The sequence below is a fragment of the Microbaculum marinum genome (assembly GCF_037855135.1).
In the GTDB taxonomy this organism is placed as follows: domain Bacteria; phylum Pseudomonadota; class Alphaproteobacteria; order Rhizobiales; family Tepidamorphaceae; genus Microbaculum; species Microbaculum marinum.
This window is the reverse complement of record NZ_JAZHOF010000001.1, coordinates 569,303-584,771: the sequence shown is the minus strand read 5'-3', so window position 1 is coordinate 584,771 and position 15,469 is coordinate 569,303. Positions and strand designations below refer to the sequence as shown.

Below are 15,469 nucleotides of genomic sequence, written 5' to 3'. Positions count from 1 at the left end.
ATGCCACAGACCTTTGTCGACCTCGACGTTCGTCCGATCCTCCGCGGCGGCGGTGAACCATTCGAAAAGATCATGCAAACCGTTGATGCTCTCGCCCCCGACGAAGGATTGCGGCTTTACGCGACATTCAAGCCGGTTCCGCTGTTCCAGGTGCTCGGCCGCAAGGGCTTTGCTCACGAAGCCAGGGAGATCGAGGGCGGCGACTGGGAAGTCCTGTTCAGGCGTGCTGAAGCCCCCGTCGAGGGCGAGGCAAGCGCTGCGGCCGAAGCCCCGGACACGGATGATTGGCCCGAACCTGCCCAGCAGATGGACAATCGCGACCTCGAGCCACCCGAGCCGATGGTCCGCATCCTGGCGGCGCTGGAGACGATGGAATCAGGCGACGTTCTCCAAGCCCTGCTCTGCCGCGAACCGATGTTTCTCTTCCCCGAGCTCGCCAAGCGAGGGCATGCATGGCAGGGCGGTTTCGAGCCGGACGGCACCACCTACAAGATCCTCGTGCGCGTCGGCGAAGGCCAGAAACCGGCGGCTTGAGAGCCTACTGCCCGTCGCCGACCCCTTGGGAGTCTCACGATGTTTATCCAGACCGAAGCGACAAGCGACCCGGCGAGCCTGAAGTTCCTGCCTGGCAGAGACGTTCTCCCGGGCCGAACCCTAAGCATCTCTGATCGTAGCGAAGCCGCTCGCTCTCCGCTCGCCGCAAGGCTCTTCGAGGTGCCTGGCGTTGCGGCCCTGTCCTTCGGGTCGGACTACATTACCGTCACCAAGAACAAGGGTGAGTGGCAGCATCTCAAGCCGGCTCTCCTCGGCGCGATCATGGAACATTTCATGGCTGGCGCGCCGATCATCATCGAACAAACCGTCGACGCCGCGGCGCCGACCGAGACAGACGCAGTCGCGCAGAAGATCAAGGAGGCCCTTCGCCGGGTCATCGACCCGGAGCTCGGCTACAATATCGTCGATCTCGGCTTGATCTATGATGTGCATGTCGATGCCGACGGCGTCGCCTCGGTCATCATGACTACCACGACGCCCGGCTGTCCCGCCACCAGCTATCTCACCGAAGGTGCACGGGAGTGCACGGCCTCTGTCGAGGGCGTCGAAATGGCCGAGATCACGCTGACCCATGAACCGCGCTGGTCGCCAGAGCTGATGAGCGACGACGCCAAGGCGCATTTTGGCATTCGCTGAGGGCTGGCTGACGATGAACTCGACATCCAAGCACCGTATCGCGGCCCGTAACGAGCCGGTCAGACCTGCCTTCCCCATTGCCGATCTTCTTCTCGAAAGCCTCCACAGCCTGGCTCAAGCCGGAGAGGCCGAAAACGCATGCCGTCTTGCCGGCCGCACCTACGCGCTGCTGCGAACAGCGCAACCTGACGTTGCCCGCCGCTTCGACGTCTTCTTGCATCGTCTGACACCGCGCTTGACCTGGACCGAGCCGCCTCGGCAAGCCGGGCATATCGTCTCTCACGATCCTGCCATTGCCGATGCCCGCCTCCCATCAACTTCCGGCGAGCGGGAGTCCGATCGATGACGACCACTGTTGTTGGACACGCATGCCGTGCGCTTCAAACGGGTCTCCGGGCCCAGATATTGAGAGTGACGGACACCGTACGCTCCCGATGCGCCTTTCTCGCTCCTCGCCTGATTGCCGGTGCAGCCTTCCTCTTCCTCATCGCGATTGTCGTTGGGATATTCTGAATGCACGCCGACCGGACGCAATTCAAACGCCCAACGTCGCTGTGGCGAATTCAGCCCGAGGGGCCGTGCGACCCGCCGGGGCATGTCGGGCATCCCGCATGGGCGGAGATCATCATATGCGCCGAATCCGCACACGCCGCCCACCTCGTCGCAATGCGGCTCGACGCAGCAATACAGACATTTTCGGTCGGCAACGGGTCGCCGACGACGCGGACAGCCGCCCCGATCAGGTCCTCCTACGCGGTCGAGCCTGTCGAACCGAATGCCGCAATCGCGTCTTGCGCGTCCGCGTTTCCCGAGATCGTCACGGCAACACTCCGAAAACAGCCCCCAACACAGGACGACACCTCGCTCTTTGCCGACGTCGTGATCACACGAGAGACCCGCGTGTCGTGCAATGGGGCCGATCCACAGCTCGGGCATCCCAAGGTCTGGTACGCCTTCCGCGAAGGAAAGCCTGGCTCCCTCGCCTGCGACTACTGCTCGCGCATGTTCATCTACATCCCGTCGGCCAACTCCGGGATCGAGCTGCCGACACGTCGGCACGATTCCGAAAGGACATCCAAACCGAGGCCTCGTTTGCCCCCTCGAATGCCAATGGAGCTATCAATGACCGATATCCCAGCCAAGCTGCCCGATGACGCCAAAGCCTACGGACGCTCACCTGATTTCACCTCGGACAATCTTCCCGACAAGCTTCGCTCCGCCCATTCAACCAAAGCCGGCACATGGGGTCTCCTCCATGTTCTGGAAGGAAGAGTTCGCTACGAATTGGAGCCTCCGAAGAACGGAGTTCGAGAAGCGGCGGCGCCCGAAACCATCGTCATCGAGCCCGAGGTCCTGCATCATGTGGAATTCCTGGAGCCGGGCCGGTTCTTTATCGAATTCTATCGACGTGCCGGCAGATGACCTCGACGGTCCGAAGACTAAGGACAGCGGCGGCTCCGGCTAGTTGGGCCGCCGCAGGACGCGCCATGACATGTCCACCAGAACGACAATGATTGCCACCATCTTCGCGGCTTCCAGCGCGATATAGAGCGTGTGATGGTTCGACGGGGCGGGCTCACCTCCTGCAATGATGACGCCGACCCGCGCATCGAGAAGAGGCAGCAGCCACACGGTTTCGAGCGCAACAATCAATACAGCGACGATCGTGAACACACCACTGATCCAGCCGCGCCTTCCCAGAAACGCCAGCAGCAACAAAGCGACACAGAATCCCCACTCGACCTTGTTGTAGACGGCAAAGGTATGCCGGCCAACGTCCAGAGCAACCGGCAGCGTGAGACTCGGCGCCAGGAATTTTGCCGGGGTGGCGAGGAACGAAACACCGACCAGCATGCCCAGCCAACCCGCCGCGACGATGATCAACAAGACAGAGAATGCGGATATTCTCGAATGCGGCAGCTCCACCGTTGCGTACTCCCGATCCACGCGTTAAGATATACAGAGGATATTTGTTTTACTAGGACGACACAAGCCGCAACGCCGGCTTCCCCAGCATGCGGCCCATTGCGGGCTGTTGCCGCGCTGCGCCAGTCGCCCCGGCATTACGCCTCCAAGTGGAAGGAGTGAGCCATGGCGCAGAAGATGAAAGCCACCGTCTTCGTTGAGCCCAATCGCATCGTTCTCGATGAAAAGCCGATTCCCGAAGTCGGCGCGCTCGATGCATTGGTCCGCATTACGACGACGACGATCTGCGGAACCGACGTGCACATCCTCAAAGGCGAATACCCCGTCGCCCCAGGCCTTACCATCGGGCACGAGCCCGTCGGCATCATCGAGAAGCTCGGCAGCTCCGTTCAAGGATATGAGGAGGGCCAGCGCGTCATCGCTGGAGCAATCACGCCGAGTGGTCACAGCGCCGCCTGCCTCTGCGGCTGTCATTCTCAGGACGGTCGCGACACCAAGCACGGCTTCAAGCCGCTCGGCGGGTGGCGCTTCGGAAACACCATAGATGGCGCCCAAGCCGAATACCTGCTGGTGCCCGACGCAATGGCCAACCTCGCCGCGATACCGGACGAGCTGGAGGACGAACAGGTCCTCATGTGTCCCGACATCATGTCCACCGGCTTCTCCGGCGCCGAAAGCGGCCAGATCAAGATCGGCGACTGCGTGGCCGTCTTCGCGCAAGGACCTATCGGCCTCTGCGCCACGGCAGGAGCCCGCCTGATGGGTGCCACCACGATTTTCGCTGTCGACGCGATCTCTGAGCGGCTGGCACTGGCAGGCGCCGTCGGCGCTGATCACGCGATCGACTTCACCAAGACCGACCCGGTCGAGGAGATCATGCGACGCACCGACGGCCGCGGTGTCGACGTCGCCATCGAAGCGCTGGGACGTCAGGAGACGTTTGAAGCCGCATTGCGCGTGCTGCGGCCAGGGAGCACATTGTCGTCACTGGGTGTCTATTCGGCCGATCTCAAGATCCCGCTTGACGCCTTCCACGCGGGCCTGGGCGACCAGAAGATCGTCACGACCCTCTGTCCGGGCGGAAAGGAACGCATGCGTCGCCTGATGGAGGTCATTGCGTCGGGCCGCCTCGACACCCGCCGCCTCGTCACGCACCGTTTCCGACTGGATCAGATCGAGGACGCCTATGACCTCTTTGCCAACCAGCGCGACGGAGTGATCAAGGTGGCGATCACCCCTAGACACGTCGCTAGACGCCACCGCCGCGGCGGCACGGACCTCTCCAGCACGTTTGATCATTGTAGATTCGATGATGATGGGCTAAGATATATTTAGTATGAATGTTTAAGTTCATGTAGAAGGAGCCAAGCGATGGAACGGTCCGATCTCAAGGTTTCCCCATCGCAGCTATCCGACGTTGCCTCGCCCGAAGCCGGCGATCCCGAGTGGGACTGCGTCGCCGAAGCCTCGTGGGAATCCTTCCCCGCAAGCGACCCGCCGGCCTGGATCGGCCGAGGGCGTGACATACCTTCCTCCCCTCCCGGCGACGGCCTCTCGGCCACGCACGAGGCGAAACGGATCGACATCGAGGAGGATGGCTTTGTCGTCGGCAGCGCACTTCTCGCAGAACTCTTCGACCTGAAGGACTCGGAAGTTCGGCGACTGATGCATGAGGGGCAGATCACCAGCATTTGCGAAAAGGGGCTCGATCAGCATCGCGACCAGTTCCGACTCACCCTCTTTCACCGCAACCGCCGCGCGCGCATAAGCGTTCACGCGTCCGGCCGCATTCTCGATCGGTCCGTCATCAATTTCGGCGAGACCCCGGTTCGGCAGACGTCGCGCCCGGCGACCGGTTGATGCACAGGGAGCTCCGTTAGCCGCCAAGGACTCTGCTATGAGCATGCAATCAATGTCCCCGCTCGATCTTCCGGGCAGCGATCTCGACATCGCCAAAATGCCGGGACATTGGTTGCTCGCCCGCCTGGGCAAGCGTGTTCTTCGTCCCGGAGGGCTCGGCATGACCCGAGCGCTGCTCGACGACCTACTCATCACATCGGATGACGACGTAGTCGAACTGGCTCCCGGTCTCGGAACCACGGCGCGCAGGATTCTGGAAATAAATCCTAGCCGCTATGTCGGCGTCGAAAGAGACACCAAGGCAGCCGCCTGGTCGGAGCGCCAGCTTCCCAGAGCGCGCAACATCTCGGTTGTCACCGGAACGGCTGACGACACCGGCCTGCCCGATGCATGTGCCTCGGTCGTTATCGGCGAAGCCATGCTGACGATGAACATGGCCGAGTACAAGCAGCGCATTGTCCGGGAAGCCTATCGGCTGCTTCGCCCTGGCGGCCGCTACGGCATTCATGAGCTCTGCATCATTCCCGAGGCAATAGATCCGGCCGAACACCAGAGAATCGACCGCGACCTCTCCTCGGCCATCCACGTCGGCGCGCGGCCCTTGCGGGCTCCGGAATGGAAGAGCCTTCTCGAACAGTCAGGCTTTCAGGTCACCAAGGTCGGGCACGCACCCATGCACCTGCTCCGCCCGAAACGCCTGATCGAGGACGAAGGTCTGATCGGGGCTCTCCGCATTGCGAAGAACATCCTGGTCAGCCCGAAAGCCAGAAGGCGCGTCTTGGCGATGCGCGCGGTATTCGAGCGCTATCAGCAGAATCTCAACGCGATCTACGTCGTCGCTGAAAAGAGGCAGGAGGCCGGATGAAACCTCCATCGCGCCGGACACAACCCGCTACGCCATCAAATGGAACCTGCCCCCAATGAATGACGCTCTCTACCCGAAACCGACCCGCAGCCTCGCTGAGAAGCGAAAGGCCCTTGCCCCCGATGCCGAGGCTGCATTTCGCACGTTTAGCGAAACGGTTTTCCGCGACGGAGCTCTGTCGGCCAAGACCAAACAGCTGGTCGCCATCGCTGTCGCCCATGTGACTCAGTGTCCATACTGCATCCAGGGTCACACCAAGGAGGCACGCAGGCGGGGCGCATCCGCCGAAGAGATCATGGAAGCGATCTGGGTCGCCGCCGAAATGCGTGCGGGCGCTGCCTACGCCCATTCTGCGCTCGCGCTGACAGCGCTGGGTGAGGGCGGTGAAAATGATTGATCGCGATGCGCTGTCCCCCCGCAGGCAAACGCCATGGGCCAACACATGGTCGCTCGCCGGGCCAGGTCGGACGAAACGCGTTGCTGCGCGCCATCGCACCTTCGGACATCGCCTCACACTCCGTCCGAACGACCGCGACGGTCATGTGGCGACAGTCTCCTGGCCGGTGGCGATGCGAAATTAGAAAGGAAGCTGCTTCATGGCGCTGCATCACGCAAGACCCGGAGAGATCGTCGACGTTGCGCCGATGGGCGCTGCGATCGCCGGTGCCCGAACCAGCGCCATCATAAAGACGGATCAGTTCGAGGCGATCCGCCTGATCGTGCGTGCCGGCCTCGAGATCCCCGAACACGAGGTCCCCGGCAACATCACCCTCCACTGCCTCGAAGGCCGAGTGCAGCTTGGCCTGGAAAGCACCGTCCTCGAACTGGGACCGAACCAATGGGTGTATTTGGCCGGCGGCGCGCCGCACTCGCTCAAGGGCATCGAAGATTCGTCGCTGCTGCTGACGATCTTCTTCCCGCAACCTGCAACTCGATCCCGACGGACCGGGACGGAGTGAGGTGCGATCTTGCGACCATCACCGATAGAGCGCGCTCAAGCGGCTGCACAGCAGGGCGGCCATTGGGCCAGTCGCTCTTATAGAGAGCCGAGCCGGGCGATTGTCGGGCGCTATGACTGCAACTGCATCGACCGCTGGGAGAATGAAGGCGGCGCCATAGTGCGGATCAATCCGGATCACCACACCGGGGGACACAATTGAGAGACGGCCATGCTGATTCGCTCCTCCGATCAGAACCCTCGATACACGCTTCTCAAGCGGTTTCCCGTGCCGAGAAACTTCAAGACGGACCGCTCGTCTCGCATTACGCGCGGAAAGCTTTGGCCCGCCCCATCACGAGCCGCGAAAATCAAGCGTCTTGAGGTTTACCGCTACGATCCGGACAAGTCGGCCAATCCTCGCCTCGACACCTATGAAGTCGATATCGAGGACTGCGGCCCCATGGTCCTCGACGCACTGATCAAAATAAAGAACGAGATTGATCCCACGCTGACCTTCCGCCGTTCCTGCCGGGAGGGCATTTGCGGATCGTGCGCCATGAACATCGATGGCACAAACTGGCTCGCCTGCACGCGCTTCCTGTCCGAAACGGCAAATCCCGCTGCGATATACCCGCTCAATCACCTTCCGATCATCAAGGATCTCGTACCCGATCTCACCCATCTCTACGCGCAATATGAATCGATCGAACCATGGCTTCAATCCGCGACGGCGGCGCCGGATCGCGAGCGACGGCAATCGCCCGAGGACCGGCACCGGCTCGACGGATACTACGAGTGCATTCTATGCTTTTGCTGCACCGCGGGATGTCCGAGCCATTGGTGGAACGGAGATCGGTTCCTGGGTCCTGCAGCGCTGCTGCAAGCATGGCGATGGCTGGCTGACAGCCGCGACGAGGCGACGGGCAAGCGCCTCGACGAACTCGAAGATCCGTTTCGCCTCTACCGTTGCCATACGATCCTGAATTGCACCCGAACATGCCCCAAGGGCCTCAATCCCGGCAGGGCGATCGCCGAGATCAAGAAGATGATCATCCAACGCAGCAGCTGAAATCATGACGCATAGCCATCGCCCGACATCACCCGCTCTTCAGATCTACCGGCCGCAGCTTACCTCGGTGCTCTCTATCACCCATCGATTGACGGGCGTCGCTCTCAGCGTGGGCAGTCTCATGATCGTCGCCTGGCTCGTGGCGGGAGCGATCGGGCCTTCTGCATATGATGGCGTTCTGGTCTTCGTGCGGTCCTGGTTCGGGCTCGTCCTCCTGGCCGGCTGGACCTTCGCCATCTTCTTTCACCTCTGCAACGGCATCCGACACCTTTTCTGGGACACGGGCCGCGGCTTCGCTCTTCGGACGATATACGCCTCAGGCTGGGCTGTGGTCGCAGTGAGCACGGCACTCACAATCGGTTGCTGGGCGGCGGCGATTTTCCTGGCTTGGGGCGTCGAATGAGGTGCTACCAAATCCAGATCCCACTGGCGCGCGCGCGCGGACTCGGCTCCGCCAGGTCGGGTGCAAGCCAATGGTGGGCTCAGCGTGTAACCGCCATCGCGCTGGTGCCGCTTACCATCTGGTTCGTCGTCTCGATCGTTCCCCTGATGGCCGCCGGCCATCAGGCTTTTCTCGATTGGCGCGGCTCACGGATCAACGTTGTCTTGCTGACGCTCTTCGTCCCGATGCTGTTCTATCACATGGCGCTCGGTCTGCAGGTCATTGCCGAAGATTACCTGCGCCGTGAATCCACGAAGATTACCGCGAAGATATCGATTCAACTTGCCTGTCTGACGCTGACAATCGCTTCCATTGTTGCGATCCTGCGATGACGATGGACGGCACATTTCCAACCGAGGCTGCGGCGAACAACGGAAATGGATACTGGAAGTCATTCATGAATCCGTGGCCGCTCAAGGAGACGTTTGTGAAGGTCGACACCCTGCTTCCAGCCGCGCGAGAACGACTCGTCACGATCAGCGACAAGGCACAGCTTACGGAGGCCGCCGCGCGCCTCGGCACGGGTCACACAGGTCTCGTTGTCGTCTGCGACGACGCCGGCAGAATGGCGGGAGTTGTCAGCAAGACCGACATCGTATCACGCATCAGCCAGTGCGAAGGACATACGTGCACAATGATGGTCGCCTCGGTCATGACGCGTAGTGTCGCCTCCTGCAGACCTGACGACTCGCTCCAGATGGCCTGGAATCTCATGAAGGAAAGGGGATATCTGCACATCCCTGTCGTCGATCGGGAAAACCGGCCCCTCGGTACGCTCTTCGCGCGCGACGTGCTTCAAGCCCTGCTGCGCGAGGTTGAGTACGAGGAAGACCTGTTACGCGACTATGTCATGGGCATCGGATATCGCTAGCCTCGCCATTGCAATGGCTCTCGTTCACTCTTTCGATAGAAGGCAAATGCAGCAACAAAGGCGACAAAGAGAGATCAGGATCAAGGCCGATGACATCGCGATGCCATCCGACGGCTGCTGGATGAAAAATCTCGCATCAAGCACGGCATTTAACCGATTGAACCCAAGCATTCATCCAGTACTGCAAGGCCATTGACCTCAATAAGGATATCCCGCACGCTAGTCGAACACTCGAGAAGTTGCTGCCGATGAACGATCGCAATCGGAATGCGCCTGGAGGTATGAGGCGATGAGCCATTTCCTTGACCGGCTGACCTACTTTCGCAGGGATCAGGAAACGTTCTCGGGTGGTCACGGCATCACGACAAGGGAAAGCCGGAAGTGGGAAGACGCCTACCGGAAGCGGTGGGCGGCGGACAAGATCGTCCGCTCCACGCACGGCGTGAACTGCACCGGATCCTGTTCCTGGAAGATTTACGTCAAGGGCGGGATCGTTACCTGGGAGACGCAGCAGACGGACTATCCGCGAACCCGGCCGGACCTGCCCAATCACGAGCCCCGCGGCTGCCCGCGCGGTGCGAGCTATTCCTGGTATCTTTATTCCGGCACGCGCATCAAATACCCGCTGGTGCGCGCCCGCTTGATCAGGCACTGGCGCGAGGCGCGCAGTTCGATGAGCCCCGTGGCTGCGTGGCGCTCGATTGTCCAGGACAGTGCCAAGCGCCGCGACTGGGTTGCCAAGCGTGGCCGTGGTGGCTTCGTGCGCGTGGGCTGGGACGAGATCAACGAGCTGATCGCCGCGGCGAACGCCTATACGATCCGCGAGTACGGGCCGGATCGGATCGCCGGTTTCTCGCCGATCCCCGCGATGTCGATGATCTCCTATGCGGCCGGCACGCGCTACCTGTCGCTGCTCGGCGGCACGATGCTTTCCTTCTACGACTGGTATTGCGACCTGCCGCCCTCTTCCCCACAGGTGTGGGGCGAGCAGACAGACGTGCCGGAGAGCGCGGATTGGTATAATGCCGGCTTCCTGCTGGTCTGGGGCTCGAATGTGCCGATGACGCGGGCTCCGGATGCCCACTTCTATTCGGAGGTTCGCTATCGGGGCGCCAAGAGCGTCGTCATCGCGCCCGACTACAACGAGGCGGCGAAATTCTCCGACATGTGGCTGCATCCCAAGCAGGGCACGGATGCAGCGCTTGCCCTCGCGCTCGGCCACGTGGTGCTGCGCGAGTTCTATCTCGATCGGCAGGCGGAGTATTTCGCCGACTACACGCGCCGCTTCTCTGACTTTCCGCTGCTCGTCACGCTGGCCGAGCGCGACGGTCAGCTCGTGCCCGACCGGATGCTGCGTGCCGCAGATCTGCCGGACAGTCTCGGCGAAACCAACAACCCCGATTGGAAGGCCGTCGGCATCGACGAGGTGACCGGCGAATTGGTGGCGCCGCTTGGCTCTTCTGGATTCCGCTGGGGCGAACAGGGCAAGTGGAACCTCGAGGAGCGGGACGGCAAGGGCCGCGACATCCGGCTTCGCCTGAGCCTTGCCGACGCCCATGACGGGATCATGCCCGTCTCCTTCCCCTATTTCGGCGGCACCGCCGCGCATGACTGGGTCGCCACCACACACGAACGGATCCTCAAACGCAACGTGCCGGTTCGCGAGATTGAGCGTGCGGACGGCGGCAAGCTGCGGGTGGCAACCGTCTTCGATCTCTACTGTGCCAACTACGGCCTCGACCGCGGCTTTGGCGGCGAAAACGTCGCCACCAGTTTCGACGACGATATCCCTTTCACGCCCGCCTGGGCGGAAAAGGTGACCGGCGTGCCGCGGCAGGCCATCATTCAGGTGGCGCGCGAGTTCGCCGCCAACGCCGAGACCACCAAGGGGCGCTCCATGGTGATCCTCGGAGCGGGGCTCAATCACTGGTACCACATGGATATGAGCTACCGCGGCATCATTCAGCTTCTGGTGATGTGCGGCTGCGTCGGCAAATCCGGGGGCGGTTGGGCACATTATGTCGGCCAGGAAAAGCTGCGCCCGCAGACCGGCTGGCTACCGCTGGCCTTCGCGCTCGACTGGACCCGGCCGCCGCGACAGATGAACGGCACCAGCTTCTTCTACGCCCATAGCGACCAGTGGCGCTACGAGACAATGAAGGTCTCCGAGCTCCTCTCCCCGCTGGCGCCGGCCGGCGACTGGTCGGGCGCCATGATCGACTACAATGTCCGGGCCGAGCGAATGGGATGGCTGCCCTCCGCACCGCAGTTCGAAACGAACTCGCTGGAGCTCGGCGGAAAGATCGCCGAGTCCGGACGCGACGCCGGCGAGGCCGTGGTCGAAGGGCTGAAGTCCGGCGAGATCAAACTTTCGAACTCCGACCCGGACAATCCGCGCAACTGGCCACGCAACATGTTCTTCTGGCGCTCCAACGTTCTGGGCGCCAGCGGCAAGGGCCATGAATATTTTCTGAAACACTTCGTCGGCTCGTTGCACGGCGTGGTGGGGACTGACGATCGCGAAGAAATCCAGCGGCCGGAGGAGGTCGTCTGGCGCAAGGAAGCGCCGGTCGGCAAGCTCGACCTGATGGTCAATGTCGACTTTCGCATGTCGACCACCAGCACCTACTCGGACATCGTCCTGCCGACGGCCACCTGGTACGAGAAGCACGATCTCAACACCACGGACATGCATCCCTTCATTCATCCGCTGACGGCGGCGGTGGATCCCGCATGGGAGGCGCGCAGCGATTGGGCGATCTTTCGCGGTCTCGCACGCAAGTTCTCCGAAGTGGCGCCCGAAGTGCTGGGGATCGAAAGGGACGTCGTCCTGTCGCCGATTCAGCACGATACGCCGGGCGAGCTCGGGCAGGCCTATGAGCCGAAGGACTGGAATCGCGGCGAGTGTGAACCGGTTCCCGGCAAGACCATGCCCAGCGTGCATCTTGTCGAGCGCAACTATCCCGAGACCTTCCTGCGCTTCACCTCCCTCGGCCCCGACCTCGAGAAGTTCGGCAATGGCTCCAAGGGGCAGAACTGGAAGGCCGAGCGGGAGATAGAGCATCTTGGCAATCTGAACGGACGCGTCGCAGAAGGCCCAACGGCGGGGCGGCCGAAGATCGACTCCGATATCGATGCCTGCGAGACGATCCTAATGCTTGCTCCGGAAACGAACGGTGAGGTGGCGATCAAAGCCTGGAACGTGCTCTCGAAGGCGACAGGGCGCCCGCACGCGCATCTTGCCGAAGGAAAGGAGGAGGAGAAGATCCGATTCCGCGATATTGTCAGCCAGCCACGCAAGATCATCTCCTCGCCGACCTGGTCGGGGATCGAGAGCGAGAGCGTCTGCTACAACGCCGGCTACACCAACGTCCACGAGCTGATCCCGTGGCGGACCATAACGGGCCGCCAGCAGCTTTATCAGGACCACCACTGGATGCGCGCCTTTGGCGAGGCGTTCGTCACGTGGAAGCCGCCGATCGATACGCGCAGCGTGGCGCGGGCGCTCGGCAAGCTGCCAAATGGCAACCCTGAGATCCTGCTCAACTTCCTCACGCCGCATCAGAAGTGGGGGATCCATTCAACCTACACCGAGAATCTCATCATGCTGAGCCTGAACCGTGGCGGGCCGGCGGTGTGGATCAGTGAAAAGGACGCAGCCGAGGCAGGAATCGTCGATAATGACTGGATCGAGGCCTTCAACGTGAATGGCGCGCTCACCGCACGGGCGATCGTGAGCCAGCGCATCATGCCCGGCTCATGCATCATGTATCACGCGCAGGAGAAGGTCGTGAACACAGTCGGCTCGGAGGTCACGGGCCAACGTGGCGGCATCCATAATTCGGTCACGCGCATCAATATGAAGCCGACCCACATGATCGGCGGCTACGCCCAGCTCGCCTACGCGTTCAACTACTATGGAACGGTGGGCGCCAATCGCGATGAGATCGTGATCCTGCGCAAGATGAGCGAGGTGAACTGGTTCGACAAAGCCGCCGACGACGCGGCGAATGTCGAGAGCGGCACCGCTGATTGGGGCACCGGAACTCGCAAGGGCAAGGAGGCCGCGGAATGAGAATCCGAGCGCAGATCGCAATGGTCCTGAACCTCGACAAATGCATCGGCTGTCATACCTGCTCGATCACCTGCAAGAATGTCTGGACCAACCGCGAAGGCGTTGAATACGTCTGGTTCAACAATGTCGAGACGAAGCCCGGCATCGGCTATCCGAAAGATTGGGAGAACCAGAAGCGCTGGCGAGGCGGCTGGGTCCGCACGAAGCGCGGCAAGCTTATTCCGCGCCAAGGCTCGAAGTGGCGCATCCTGTCGAAGATATTCGCCAATCCCCACCTGCCCGAGATAGACGACTTCTACGAACCCTACACATTCGAATACGAGTGGCTGCAGAAGGCTCCAGAACTTCAAGCGCAACCCTCGGCCAAGCCACGTTCGCTGCTGACCGGCTCGGTCATCAACAAGATCGAGTGGTCGGGAAATTGGGAGGACATGCTGGGCGGCGAGTTCGAGAAGCGCAGCCACGACTACAATTTCGAAGGCGTCGAGAGGGAGATCTACGGCGAGTTCGAAAAGACCTTCATGATGTATCTGCCGAGGCTGTGCGAACACTGCCTCAACCCGTCCTGCCTCGCCTCCTGCCCTTCGGGCGCCATCTACAAGCGCGAGGAGGACGGCATCGTCCTCATTGATCAGGAGAAGTGTCGCGGCTGGCGCATGTGCGTCTCAGGGTGTCCTTACAAGAAAATCTACTACAACTGGTCCACGGGCAAATCCGAGAAGTGCATCTTCTGTTATCCGCGCATAGAAACCGGCCAGCCGACCGTCTGTTCCGAGACCTGCGTCGGGCGCATCCGCTACCTCGGCGTGGTGCTCTACGACGCTGACAGGATCGAGGTGGCAGCCTCCGTCGAAAACGAGCAAGACCTCTATCCCGCCCAGCTCGGTGTGTTCCTCGATCCGAACGATCCCGAGGTCCAGGCCGAGGCACGTGCGCAGGGAATCCCGGATCAATGGCTGGAGGGGGCAATCCGCTCGCCCATCTACAAGATGGCGGTGGAGTGGAAGGTCGCCTTTCCTCTTCACCCCGAGTACCGCACCCTGCCCATGGTCTGGTATGTGCCGCCGCTCTCGCCGATCCAGTCGGCGCATGAAGCCGGCAAGATCAGCGCCAAGGACGGAATGCCGGACGTGCGCAGCCTGCGCATCCCATTGCGTTATCTCGCCAATCTTTTGACCGCGGGCGACGAGGCGCCGGTTGCTACTGCACTGGAACGCATGCTCGCCATGCGCTCCTATATGCGTGCCAAGAGCGTGGAAGGCCGGATCGATCCCGCAATCCCCGAGCGGGTCGGGCTCACCCAGGCGATGATCGAGGAGATGTATAAGATCATGGCCTTGGCGAATTACGAGGACCGCTATGTGATCCCGACAGCCCATCGCGAGACAAACGAAGATGCCTATGCGCTTCGTGGTTCCACCGGATTCGGCTTCCAGGAGGATACCAATGGGGCCACGAAGATGAACCTCTTCGGGGGCGCCAAGCGCACGCCCCGCAAGCCCTTCATGGATGCGCCGACATGAGACTGACGCTGCGCGCCCAGGCCATCCTGCTCGGCTATCCCTCGGCCGAACTCCAGGCGAATATCAGCGAAATCCGCGAGGCGCTGACATCCGAGAAGGCACTGCCGCGCGCCGCGATACGACGGCTCGAGCCGCTGCTGGCGCGGCTGGAGACGCAGGACCTGCTCGACGCGCAGGCCGATTACAGCGAGCTTTTCGACCGCTCGCGCGCGCTCTCGCTGCATCTGTTCGAACACGTCCATGGCGAAAGCCGCGAGCGCGGCCAGGCAATGATCGATCTCGGCCAGCAATATATCGACCACGGCTATCTGCTCGAGACGCAAGAGATGCCGGATTTCATTCCCGTCTTCCTCGAATTCGTTTCGTGCTTGCGGCCAGCCGAAGCGCGCGAAATGCTTGGTGAGCCGGCTCACGTCTTTGCGGCGCTCGAACAGCGTCTGACCGAGCGCGGCTCGGATTACGCATCGGTCCTTAGTGCATTGCTCGCACTGGCCGCGCATCGTCCCGATGCCGTCGCGCTGGAGGAACTGCAGAAGAACGCGCCCTCCGACGATCCGGCAAGAATCGACGATGAGTGGGAGGAGAAGCCCGTCACCTTCACCGAACCGCATGAGATGGGCGGGCCGACAGGGATCGTCGCCAAGATCCGGGCTGCCCGTAAGGCGAAGGTATCCGCCCGAACCAGAACCGAAGGTTGAGGAGAATGC

The 15,469-nt window shown here is 61.8% G+C and carries 17 protein-coding genes; 16 read left to right on the top strand and 1 reads right to left on the bottom strand.

Features of this window, described 5'->3' with window-relative positions:
• The 4 genes from V3328_RS02735 (at position 1) to V3328_RS02720 (ending at position 2,613) form a co-directional block, all read left to right on the top strand.
• Entirely contained in the window at positions 1-534 is a 534-nt protein-coding gene (locus V3328_RS02735; protein WP_340328103.1) for a DUF2249 domain-containing protein, read from the top strand.
• A 39-nt stretch (positions 535-573) separates the two neighbouring features.
• Positions 574-1,191 (top strand): NifU N-terminal domain-containing protein, encoded by a 618-nt coding sequence (locus tag V3328_RS02730; protein WP_340328102.1) that lies wholly within the window; start codon positions 574-576, stop codon positions 1,189-1,191.
• 13 nt (positions 1,192-1,204) lie between these two features.
• Positions 1,205-1,537 (top strand): hypothetical protein, encoded by a 333-nt coding sequence (locus V3328_RS02725; RefSeq protein WP_340328101.1) that lies wholly within the window; start codon positions 1,205-1,207, stop codon positions 1,535-1,537.
• Positions 1,538-1,704: 167 nt separating this feature from the next.
• On the top strand, positions 1,705-2,613 hold the full coding sequence (locus tag V3328_RS02720; protein ID WP_340328100.1) for a TehB-like domain-containing protein: 909 nt from the start codon (positions 1,705-1,707) through the stop codon (positions 2,611-2,613).
• 39 nt (positions 2,614-2,652) lie between these two features.
• Here the strand turns inward: V3328_RS02720 and V3328_RS02715 are convergent, their stop codons facing one another.
• Positions 2,653-3,117: a hypothetical protein gene (locus tag V3328_RS02715; protein WP_340328099.1), complete on the bottom strand. Its 465-nt coding sequence runs from the start codon at positions 3,115-3,117 to the stop codon at positions 2,653-2,655.
• A 165-nt stretch (positions 3,118-3,282) separates the two neighbouring features.
• Between V3328_RS02715 and V3328_RS02710 the strand changes: the two genes are divergently transcribed.
• The 12 genes from V3328_RS02710 to narJ all read left to right on the top strand — a co-directional run bounded on the left by V3328_RS02710 (position 3,283) and on the right by narJ (position 15,460).
• Positions 3,283-4,452, top strand: coding sequence for an NAD(P)-dependent alcohol dehydrogenase (locus V3328_RS02710; RefSeq protein ID WP_340328098.1), 1,170 nt, complete (start codon positions 3,283-3,285; stop codon positions 4,450-4,452).
• 36 nt (positions 4,453-4,488) lie between these two features.
• Positions 4,489-4,977 (top strand): DUF6522 family protein, encoded by a 489-nt coding sequence (locus V3328_RS02705; RefSeq protein WP_340328097.1) that lies wholly within the window; start codon positions 4,489-4,491, stop codon positions 4,975-4,977.
• A 37-nt stretch (positions 4,978-5,014) separates the two neighbouring features.
• Positions 5,015-5,842: a class I SAM-dependent methyltransferase gene (locus V3328_RS02700; protein WP_340328096.1), complete on the top strand. Its 828-nt coding sequence runs from the start codon at positions 5,015-5,017 to the stop codon at positions 5,840-5,842.
• A gap of 55 nt (positions 5,843-5,897) precedes the next feature.
• Positions 5,898-6,239: a carboxymuconolactone decarboxylase family protein gene (locus tag V3328_RS02695; RefSeq protein WP_340328095.1), complete on the top strand. Its 342-nt coding sequence runs from the start codon at positions 5,898-5,900 to the stop codon at positions 6,237-6,239.
• 199 nt (positions 6,240-6,438) lie between these two features.
• Positions 6,439-6,801, top strand: coding sequence for a cupin domain-containing protein (locus V3328_RS02690; RefSeq protein ID WP_340328094.1), 363 nt, complete (start codon positions 6,439-6,441; stop codon positions 6,799-6,801).
• Between the two features lie 210 nt (positions 6,802-7,011).
• Positions 7,012-7,851, top strand: coding sequence for a succinate dehydrogenase iron-sulfur subunit (locus V3328_RS02685; RefSeq protein WP_340328093.1), 840 nt, complete (start codon positions 7,012-7,014; stop codon positions 7,849-7,851).
• A 4-nt stretch (positions 7,852-7,855) separates the two neighbouring features.
• A complete protein-coding gene (sdhC, locus tag V3328_RS02680) occupies positions 7,856-8,254 on the top strand; it encodes a succinate dehydrogenase, cytochrome b556 subunit (RefSeq protein ID WP_340328092.1) in 399 nt (132 codons plus the stop codon).
• Entirely contained in the window at positions 8,251-8,625 is a 375-nt protein-coding gene (sdhD, locus tag V3328_RS02675; protein ID WP_340328091.1) for a succinate dehydrogenase, hydrophobic membrane anchor protein, read from the top strand. Before sdhC ends, sdhD begins: the two co-directional genes overlap by 4 nt.
• On the top strand, positions 8,622-9,164 hold the full coding sequence (locus tag V3328_RS02670; protein WP_340328090.1) for a CBS domain-containing protein: 543 nt from the start codon (positions 8,622-8,624) through the stop codon (positions 9,162-9,164). Before sdhD ends, V3328_RS02670 begins: the two co-directional genes overlap by 4 nt.
• Positions 9,165-9,453: 289 nt before the next feature.
• Positions 9,454-13,239, top strand: coding sequence for a nitrate reductase subunit alpha (locus tag V3328_RS02665; protein ID WP_340328089.1), 3,786 nt, complete (start codon positions 9,454-9,456; stop codon positions 13,237-13,239).
• Complete coding sequence (narH, locus tag V3328_RS02660) at positions 13,236-14,762, top strand: nitrate reductase subunit beta (protein ID WP_340328088.1); 1,527 nt, start codon at positions 13,236-13,238, stop codon at positions 14,760-14,762. Before V3328_RS02665 ends, narH begins: the two co-directional genes overlap by 4 nt.
• Positions 14,759-15,460, top strand: coding sequence for a nitrate reductase molybdenum cofactor assembly chaperone (gene narJ / locus V3328_RS02655; protein WP_340328086.1), 702 nt, complete (start codon positions 14,759-14,761; stop codon positions 15,458-15,460). The genes narH and narJ overlap by 4 nt, the downstream gene beginning before the upstream one ends.
• Positions 15,461-15,469 lie beyond the last annotated feature (9 nt).

Coding starts and splice junctions, on each gene's coding strand:
- sdhC (WP_340328092.1), top strand. CDS start 7,856: ATGACGCATAGCCATCGCCCGACATCACCCGCTCTTCAGATCTACCGG.
- V3328_RS02730 (WP_340328102.1), top strand. CDS start 574: ATGTTTATCCAGACCGAAGCGACAAGCGACCCGGCGAGCCTGAAGTTC.
- V3328_RS02700 (WP_340328096.1), top strand. CDS start 5,015: ATGAGCATGCAATCAATGTCCCCGCTCGATCTTCCGGGCAGCGATCTC.
- V3328_RS02725 (WP_340328101.1), top strand. CDS start 1,205: ATGAACTCGACATCCAAGCACCGTATCGCGGCCCGTAACGAGCCGGTC.
- sdhD (WP_340328091.1), top strand. CDS start 8,251: ATGAGGTGCTACCAAATCCAGATCCCACTGGCGCGCGCGCGCGGACTC.
- narH (WP_340328088.1), top strand. CDS start 13,236: ATGAGAATCCGAGCGCAGATCGCAATGGTCCTGAACCTCGACAAATGC.
- V3328_RS02735 (WP_340328103.1), top strand. CDS start 1: ATGCCACAGACCTTTGTCGACCTCGACGTTCGTCCGATCCTCCGCGGC.
- V3328_RS02690 (WP_340328094.1), top strand. CDS start 6,439: ATGGCGCTGCATCACGCAAGACCCGGAGAGATCGTCGACGTTGCGCCG.
- V3328_RS02665 (WP_340328089.1), top strand. CDS start 9,454: ATGAGCCATTTCCTTGACCGGCTGACCTACTTTCGCAGGGATCAGGAA.
- V3328_RS02670 (WP_340328090.1), top strand. CDS start 8,622: ATGACGATGGACGGCACATTTCCAACCGAGGCTGCGGCGAACAACGGA.
- V3328_RS02695 (WP_340328095.1), top strand. CDS start 5,898: ATGAATGACGCTCTCTACCCGAAACCGACCCGCAGCCTCGCTGAGAAG.
- V3328_RS02705 (WP_340328097.1), top strand. CDS start 4,489: ATGGAACGGTCCGATCTCAAGGTTTCCCCATCGCAGCTATCCGACGTT.
- V3328_RS02685 (WP_340328093.1), top strand. CDS start 7,012: ATGCTGATTCGCTCCTCCGATCAGAACCCTCGATACACGCTTCTCAAG.
- V3328_RS02720 (WP_340328100.1), top strand. CDS start 1,705: ATGCACGCCGACCGGACGCAATTCAAACGCCCAACGTCGCTGTGGCGA.
- V3328_RS02710 (WP_340328098.1), top strand. CDS start 3,283: ATGGCGCAGAAGATGAAAGCCACCGTCTTCGTTGAGCCCAATCGCATC.
- narJ (WP_340328086.1), top strand. CDS start 14,759: ATGAGACTGACGCTGCGCGCCCAGGCCATCCTGCTCGGCTATCCCTCG.